This is a genomic window from Sulfuricurvum sp. (genome assembly GCF_049305995.1).
GTDB lineage: Bacteria > Campylobacterota > Campylobacteria > Campylobacterales > Sulfurimonadaceae > Sulfuricurvum.
Map to the genome: position 1 here is coordinate 1 of NZ_JBAQPS010000037.1, position 8,653 is coordinate 8,653.

The 8,653-nt window shown below is 36.4% G+C and carries 6 protein-coding genes; all 6 read right to left on the reverse strand.

Annotated elements, in window-relative coordinates:
- Positions 1 to 577, reverse strand: a 577-nt coding sequence (locus tag WA010_RS01150) for an SDR family NAD(P)-dependent oxidoreductase (protein WP_422555341.1), incomplete at its 3' end; no start/stop codon positions are given.
- Positions 564 to 2,900, reverse strand: a complete 2,337-nt coding sequence (locus WA010_RS01155; RefSeq protein WP_422555342.1) for a B12-binding domain-containing radical SAM protein — start codon at positions 2,898 to 2,900, stop codon at positions 564 to 566. The genes WA010_RS01155 and WA010_RS01150, both read right to left, overlap by 14 nt.
- An 83-nt stretch (positions 2,901 to 2,983) precedes the next feature.
- Complete coding sequence (locus WA010_RS01160; RefSeq protein ID WP_422555343.1) at positions 2,984 to 3,970, reverse strand: hypothetical protein; 987 nt, start codon at positions 3,968 to 3,970, stop codon at positions 2,984 to 2,986.
- A gap of 64 nt (positions 3,971 to 4,034) precedes the next feature.
- A complete protein-coding gene (locus tag WA010_RS01165) occupies positions 4,035 to 6,002 on the reverse strand; it encodes a glycosyltransferase (protein WP_422555344.1) in 1,968 nt (655 codons plus the stop codon).
- A gap of 47 nt (positions 6,003 to 6,049) precedes the next feature.
- Entirely contained in the window at positions 6,050 to 7,942 is a 1,893-nt protein-coding gene (locus WA010_RS01170) for a motility associated factor glycosyltransferase family protein (RefSeq protein ID WP_422555345.1), read from the reverse strand.
- 216 nt (positions 7,943 to 8,158) lie between these two features.
- Positions 8,159 to 8,653, reverse strand: a 495-nt coding sequence (locus tag WA010_RS01175; RefSeq protein ID WP_422555346.1) for a flagellin, incomplete at its 5' end; no start/stop codon positions are given.

An 8,653-nucleotide genomic window follows, 5' to 3' on the forward strand; every position in this document is an offset into this window, starting at 1 on the left:
GATTATAGAGCCCGATCCCCGGAGTAAACGCCCATCCCGCACCGGATGAAAACCATACGGATTTAGCAAAACCATTTTTCTGCATCAAAGGAAAGGCTTCCCTCAAAATAAGCCAATGGGATTTTACATTAACCGATAATATCGTATCCCATTGTTCTGAACTGGAAAACTCAAATCCGTTTTGATAGGCGGGAGAAAGAGCCGAACATCCGATTACTCCATCTAATCGATTGCTTTTTTGGGTGATCTGAGAAACTATTTTTTTAATATCCTCTTCTTTTGCCATATCAGCACTTAAAGGATACATATTAGCTGTGTTTATACCGTATTTGGCAGCTTCATTGATACTCTCTACTAATTTCTCGCTGCGTCTGCCAACCATATAGACATACGCTCCAACAGCAGCCAACGATACCGATATCGCACGCCCATACCCCGTACCGGCACCCGTCACCAAAAATACCTTACCCTTTAATGTTTCCCATCTGCTTTGGTACGGCAATCCGAAACGGTGTTCTTGAAAACCTGCGGGAGTATCTATCTGTACTATCCCTTTAGTAACACTAAGCCATTTCATCGGCAACTCCATAGGCACTATCTATACTCTTTATTTTTTGATTAATAGACCACTTGGCATACCCACCTATCTCCGCTCCAGCCTTAAGTAGCTCATCCACTACATATTTAAGTCTTTTTGATCGTTCTACGTGATCAATAAACGGTTTTTCACTATACCACAGCCCATCAGGAATAGCATTTGGATACGCTTTCATAATCTCATTCCTATTACCATAAAACTTAATATCATAAGTATCCGGGTCATCATAATATCGACTTCCCGAGGCCAATATAAGTGAATTTATAGCTGAAAAACGACGTATATACACTCTAAGCTCTTTCGCAAATTCAATAGATTCCTCAATATCATCCCACGTCTCCCCCGGAACACCTAACACCATATTAACATCAGCTTGAATACCGCTAGCTTGACATGCTATTAAATTATCCCTTACCGTTCGTTTTGAATACCCTTTTTTTTGAAGCCTGAGGGTATTTTTGGACCATCCGTCTACACCAAAAGTCAAAGCAGTAAATCCCGCTTTACGTAATTTTTCAAAAAAAACAATATCACTTGCTGTATGGATTCTAAGCTGTCCGGAAAATGTGACTTTTAGTTTTCTCTCTATGATTTCATCGCAAATAGCAAGCAATGCATCCGGATCTCCATTTAGATCACTTTCATTAAATAGAAATTTATTGAGCCCTTTTGTATAAAGCGATTCAACTTCATCGACAAAATGTTTGGGAGTTCGATTTCGCCAACTAAAGCATTCTGCACAAAAAGTACATCTCGACCATCTACATCCCCTGCTAGACACTATTGGAGTCTGACTATAACCATCAAATCTTCTATATAAAGCTATATCATGCCATTCATACTCTACCGCATCTAATTCATCCAAATTTTCTACTAACGGTGCAGGTATAAAAACATCTTTATACGGTAAAACACCGGCTAAAGTATCCGTCTCTTTCTTATTCAAAATTGCATCTATCAATACCGGTAAAGATAATTCCGCCTCACCTACGATAACAAAGTCTGCCAGTGGAAATGTTTTTAACGCAGTTTTATAATTTGCACAACTAAATCCGCCTACGACTATTTTTACCTCTTTTAGCCTTTGCCGTACCAAATTAATTACTTTAACGGAAAACTCTATATTGCTAAAATGCAACGACAACCCTATTATTTTTGGTGATGACACACATATTTTATCGGCGATTTCAACTATATACTCATTCATTTCATTCAAAAACCGCTCGTCACTCCATACCCATAACTCCGTTGTCTCCCAAGGATGTTCTGGTATTAGCAACCCGTTCATACCTATCGGTTTTTTATCTTTAAGCAGTAGGTCTTGATAAATACGATGATAAATTATATTGTCAAGATCGCACGTTTGAAATTTAATATTAAGTTTGCGTAAAATATTATGTACATATCCCAACCCATTCGGAGCCAAAGAACGCTCTCGTGCCGGTAAATCAAGTAATAAAAAATCCAATTCATGGGCAAAAGCTATTTCCGGAATTTCTATCGGATAAATATGCCGTACATATTTTTTGAGCGCTCTTTCAGGAATTAACTTTGGGCTGATTAATTGTTGCGTGAATCGCATATTAATGCTTCCCTGCGCAATTTTTTGTTCTAGACTAAACAAGACCACTTCATCTAAAGAACACAAAAAAAGATTCGTCGCTCCAAATTCTATCTCTTGTACAAATTTCATATTCGCAAATTTATCCGATACGCTGGTAAAATAGTGAAAAAGTTCTTTATCCCCTGTGACTGTATGTACATTTGTGTCGATAAGATTCGCAAAAGTATCAATAATCTCTATATCCAAAGCACTACCATCTCGTTCCAAAAGGTTTGGCAAAAAAAGCTCTGCATAATCAAAATCACATGCTTCGCCTAACAATCCTTTTGCATCCAAAGAATAAAATTTATCATTCCAATGGTTGGTAAAATTATGCGCATCAAAAATAGAGATAGTTTTATAGTCAACAAAACGGATTTTTTGCATATACATATCAGTAGGTGTCAAACCAGATAAAACAATATATTCTACATCCCCTATCTCTTCGTAAGATACAACGGGTATGTCAAATAAGTCACTTCCAATCAAATAGTGCTTATCCTCTGCTATACAAAGACTTTTCGCTCTTAGCTCTTCAAAGAGTGATAGTATATACCATACAAATTGCCCTCTGTCTGACCAGCATATTTTTTGAGTATTATTAAAAATCCATGTTGCGAATGGAGCCAATAAGCTTTTATCCAAATCTGAAAAATCATAGTTTAAGGCTTTCCCAGGATTCGGAATAAATAGCTCCATATCAGTACCTCTTATAATTTGATATACCCATTTTCAGTTTGCTGAATTCTACACTACATTGTTGGCTAAACTCGTAAAATATACTAAAGATGAGGGATAGAATGATCCATATCATCTTTTAATACTATATCTCCAAGACCCCACTCTTTTGTATTATAATTTAGCTCTCTTATTCCACTGGCCATATCTGTTATGATTTTTGTATATGCATCTTTGGAGAGCATACTAATACCTTTGAGTTCAATCTCACTTTGTTCGCCACTCATTTCAGAGGCTTTTTTAGCCAGTGCATAATAATCCTCTTTTAGTGCCATCACCTCTTCGCCCAACTGTGCGTATAATGCACGAAAATTCCTCAAAACATGTGTATATACAGGCTTCAACCATCGTGCCGGATGATCTATATGATAAAAATGTTCCCTTAAAACTTTCTCTTTCGCCCCATACAACCATGCCATATAACTAAAAATTGTATCTGCATGGGTTCCTATCAGGTCTATTTCCGGATAACCACATAGGTTATTCCAAACATCACGGTGCAATAGCTGAAAATCACCGCAATTATTGGTATGAAGCGCTGGTAAATCAGTATCCCCGAAATATCCGGGATTAGTATTAAAATGAACATCTATAATATTGTTTCTGCACGATTCCATCAGTTTATCAATATCTTGTGCATACGCACTGACACATTGAGCGACATCGATTCGGCTTGTTCGATACGAACTGTTTCGATCTAAATTTTTGTGTGCAAAAAAAGCAATCATCTCTGTAGAAAAAATGACATCGATTCCAGTAGAAAGGATAAATTCTCCCCTCGCGCGTCTGATACCTGCATTTCTGGCAACCATATTGTTCATAGGCATTTTATCACTTTGCGGATATGCGGTATGAATCGAATTTGGTACTTCAATAAAACGGACACTAACATATTTCCTGTTTCCATTGAGATGTAAAATATCTTTCAATAACGCTCTATCAGCAGGTGGATTATAGTCCACCATAATAATCTCCGATTCCAATTCATAGCGTTCCAAAAGCTCTATCGTAGAATACAATGAGGTTGACATTCTGTCGAATAAATGACCGCCATGATCATCATTTCTAGAGTATTGTACTATTGAAATATAAGGCTTATTCAAAACCGATTACCTCCAAAAATTCTTTATATGAAATCGCTTCCGGCATGTACGTTTTAAAAAAATTCTTGACGACCTGCCGATCATCGGGATGGTTGATAAAAAAATCGACAATGCCGATATAAGCATCGGTATTTAATGAGGCAAATGATATAACCTGATGGATAAATCCCTCATTATCCAGTAATTCCGCATCCAGCATCTCCAACTGATAATTAACTTGCTTGAGAATACTGTCATTATCAATACTAATCGGATCTGGCGGCCCTTTTTCACTTTCTACGTGCAACGACGCAACACAACAACCGGCCATTTGGGCTTCTCTAACACTTTCTCCGCCATGATGCGGAAAAGTATCCAGATAAATATCCAAAACATTTACGTATATTTTTGCCTCGACAAAACCAACGAAAACAAATCGATCTTCTATCCCTAGCGCTTCAACTTTTCGCTTGATAGACTCCATGCTTCCTGAACCGCAGGCCAAATAAATGGCATTTGAGTTTTTATGTAACAACTTCGCGACGGATTCTAAATATTCCAAACTATCTACTTTTACCAACCTGCCTATACTGCCTAGGATTACCGTATCTTTACCGTATTGATTACGTATGGTTTCAGCCTCTGAAATCACCTGTTGCGCTTGGTACTGTGAATAATCTCGTAGCACTGAAAAATGGGAAAAAGCAAAACCTTCAACCGGAACACTACAATGCGTTATTCTTCTGTCGATATTTGGAACATCATATTCAAAATTCCCGTGACTCCAATAGATTTGATGCGGTGCAGTGCGTGTTGCAAAGAGAAAATCAATGCTATCATGCCCAACCGTACCAATCATGATATCGATATTCTCTTGTATCATATCATTACGTATCATGATTGCTTTATCAAGATGATTGTAATAATATCCTTTGGCATACCATTCATTAGGAATTGCTTTGACAATAACACCTAATTTTTCATAAGCACTCATTATTTTTATATCATCAAGATCTTTTTCGATATAACCGGCTGAATACAAATACAACTCATAATTATCCGTAAAAAAAGCTTCTCTCATCAACATGGAAACTAATCTATATTCAATCATATGTGGTGAGTTATTAACCAAACGATCCCGAATAATTGCAATTTTTTTCTTCTTCTTCTTTATTGTTGTCAGTCTTGACAAGGAATGGGCATATTTTTTGTACTCTAAAGCGATCGGTTTTGTAAATTGAGCGTTAAAAATAGCCATTTTTTCTTGCGTTTGAAATAAATTTCCCAACAGATGATGTGCTACGTTATAGATTGCCATAGCCTGTTCTAATCTCTCCAACTTTAATGCTGTTAGCATAATAGCGTTTAACGATTTTTCAAGTTCAAAAAAAGCTGTAGATGCACTATAATTTGGTTCATTATAAATAACACTCATAATCCAAATAAGTATGGATGATTGCACTTCTAAATCATCTTCAAAATAAATATCCGGCTCCAAAAGTGTACTCAAATAACCCACTATTTCTATATCTAAAATATTGCAATTTCGTAATGTATTTGTGAATTGTTGATAAGCTTCAGGATATTTATATGCCTCAAAGATATTACTTTTTACAATGCTTGAAAGATAATCAAAAAATCCCTTATCTAATTCTCCATTTAACATATTCATGATAAAAATTAAATCTACAATCAAAAAATATTCATACGAATTTTTTTCGACATTGAGCAAATGTTTTTTTAATAAAATAACATGATTGTCTATCTGTAGGTCACGCTCAAAATGATATGCACAATGACGGATCATAGGGAAAAGCTGAATTAAGTTCAATGGAGGTAATATCCCCTGTTCCATCATTAAGACAATCACTTTTTCTCGAAAAGCTAACATACATTGCGAAAACAATGCAGAATCTAATTTTCGTACTCTATCAACTATCATTAATAGATCGTTTTCTGTTGCAATAGAATCGATATCCATTAGAAATGTTTCAAAATTATTGTTTACCATCTGATTTGCGGGTTTACTCACCGTTTTGCATCTATGCCATGATGACCGCGTTCAATCGCGATAAGCACTGCATTAATAATACCCGCAACACTAAACAGCCACCCTTTGTGTGCATACAACCATTCAATCAGCTTTGTTTTTTTTCCCTCATCATCGTCAACTTTTTTAACTTGGATCATGGCAAGCTCCAACTCCTGATGAAGAACATACGATTTCATTACATCAAAAAAGACTTTATTAAAAATTTCATTATCCACTTTCTCTTTGATAGCATCAATTTTATAAATCAACTTTTCAGCTTTTTTATAATCGATCAATTCAAGCTTCGATTCTTTATTTAATTGTTCAACCTTAGTGAGAAATGCCATGAGTTCCAGAAAAATTTTTTCAGTGCTTTTTTTGACTGCCAATCCTACTTTTTTGGCTTTTTTAATTTTAGCTTCTATATGTTTTTCATTTTTACTAATCTCTTGTGCATCGGGTAGATTTAACACTATTTTCTCTTTATAATGCGTCTTATCAACCAAATGTTCTGCTACGTCTCGAAAAGAAATTTCTTCTGTTCCCTCTATCCGTGCTCCCCCCTCGGTTGCATTGATGGTGCGTGAAACCCCTGCCTTATTGGCTTCTGCGATATCCAACTCAAAAAAGTTTAAAAATAATTTCCAGACCAATGTTGTTTCCACAAATCCATCACCGCCATACGCTTCGATACTTCCGACCGATTTATCATTTTTAACCTCATCTTTACCTAAAACGTGATCTGCCGCATGGCTGTTTCCATTTTTTCCGTACGATAAATCTTGACCGATAAAAACAATATTTTTAAACAAAGCTATCGCGGCAATCTCATAGGCTAAGTTTGCAGCACTCATACCCCGCCCTAAATATCCCCAATCTTCAAGCTCAAAGAAAAATTTATATCCGAATGGGCGTGAAATCAAAACCGTCGTTCCTCCATGGATACTCTCTAATAACTCTTGGTGAGCGATACTCGAAACTGCAAAAATAACATCTTGATGAAATGAATCGGGTGTATTCTTATAGAAAGTCGATGTCAGTGCGATCCTCTCCATCGATACGACAATATCAGGCTTAATTCCATGTTTTGCTAAAATAGGAAAACTGGCATCAATACACACTATGGTGACATGATTTTGAATTTCTTTTAAAATAGGGAGCTGCTGCATTAACGAGGGACCCGTTGAAACGATGATTGCCGTATCGGTTTTAGTAATTTGTTGTAAAAGATGCTGTAGTTTAGGACTCCGGATGAGCCGAGGCAAATTTTTCATAAAATGTTCAACACCGATCAGCGAATCTTCCACATCATTTCCAAACGAATAAACCAATTGCTCTAAAGCACGGGTCATAATCGTATTTGTCTCGACAATTTTGGCATGATAGCGTTCATAATAGGGAAGTAATACCAATAAATCATAAACTTTTGCAAATATTTTCGCATCATTGTCTAATAATCGGAACATTCCATTATAGGTGACTTCTTTAGTCTCTATCAATACAAGCTTTTGTCCCCGAAGTTCCTCGGAAAAATCGATTAGATTCAAGACGATATAAATGATCTCTATTTCTGGTTCAAATATCACGATCCGTCGATGCATCTCATTCTGACATAACAGCTTATAAACAATCCCATTTCCAAATCCAAAAAAATAGAGATAAGGATACTGTTGATACGATGACAACTCTTCCATTTTTTTTAATGTTTCGTCCACTGGAACTGAACGATAAAGAGGAGTATTATCTCTCATATCTATCAAATTAATATTAGCTGGGTCTTTATCGGTATAGACTTCATAAATTTCATTGCTCTTAATAGAATTAAGTGATGCCACTAATTCCGGATTGCCTATATTTAGAGCTTCAAGATTCTTTTCAAATATATTCATGTTTTTCTTTCCGTCGTAAGTATAAACGTATTGAAAGCACATAGCATTCCATGTGATTTTGTAAGCAAAAAAATAGGATGATTTAAAATATACCGCATAGGTATGAAGATTGTTTCAGTATGTTTTAGAAAGAAAATAGATCAAGCAACCCAAAGGTTGCTCTTTAATCTTGCTACTATTGTAGCAAAGGAAGCAGCTTACGCTGCTTTATTCAAACTACTGAAGTAGTCTGAGAACATTTTGCTGAACAGCATTGGCTTGCGACATTGCATAGCTTCCAGACTGAGCAAGAATATTAAATTTAGAGAAGTTAGCTGACTCTGCCGCGAAATCGACATCACGGATTTGTGACTCTGCCGCTTTAACGTTTACTTGTGCTACACTGATATTATTAACAGTTGAGACAAGCTGATTTTGTACCGAACCAAGATCCGAACGGATTGAATCAAGCATTTTTTGGGCTGATTCAGCAATGTTCATAACCAACATTGCACCTTTAAGGGTAGTAACCCCAGTTCCAAGACCGGTAAGCGCTGTAGCACCACTGATGTTAGCACCCGCCGCACTCGCTGTCGCCGCATCAAATTTACCGATAACATCCGTCAAACGAAGATTTTTAACAGCAACCGTAGCAGCTGTTGAAAAACCGCTTCCGGCAGTCGTACTGGAAATTTTAATATCACTGGCATTGAGTTTTGTTAATGTCAAACG

Excerpts from the sequence above, each read along its gene's own strand:
- WA010_RS01155 (WP_422555342.1), bottom strand. The coding sequence starts at position 2,900 with ATGGAGCTATTTATTCCGAATCCTGGGAAAGCCTTAAACTATGATTTT.
- WA010_RS01160 (WP_422555343.1), bottom strand. The coding sequence starts at position 3,970 with ATGTCAACCTCATTGTATTCTACGATAGAGCTTTTGGAACGCTATGAA.
- WA010_RS01165 (WP_422555344.1), bottom strand. The coding sequence starts at position 6,002 with ATGGATATCGATTCTATTGCAACAGAAAACGATCTATTAATGATAGTT.
- WA010_RS01170 (WP_422555345.1), bottom strand. The coding sequence starts at position 7,942 with ATGAATATATTTGAAAAGAATCTTGAAGCTCTAAATATAGGCAATCCG.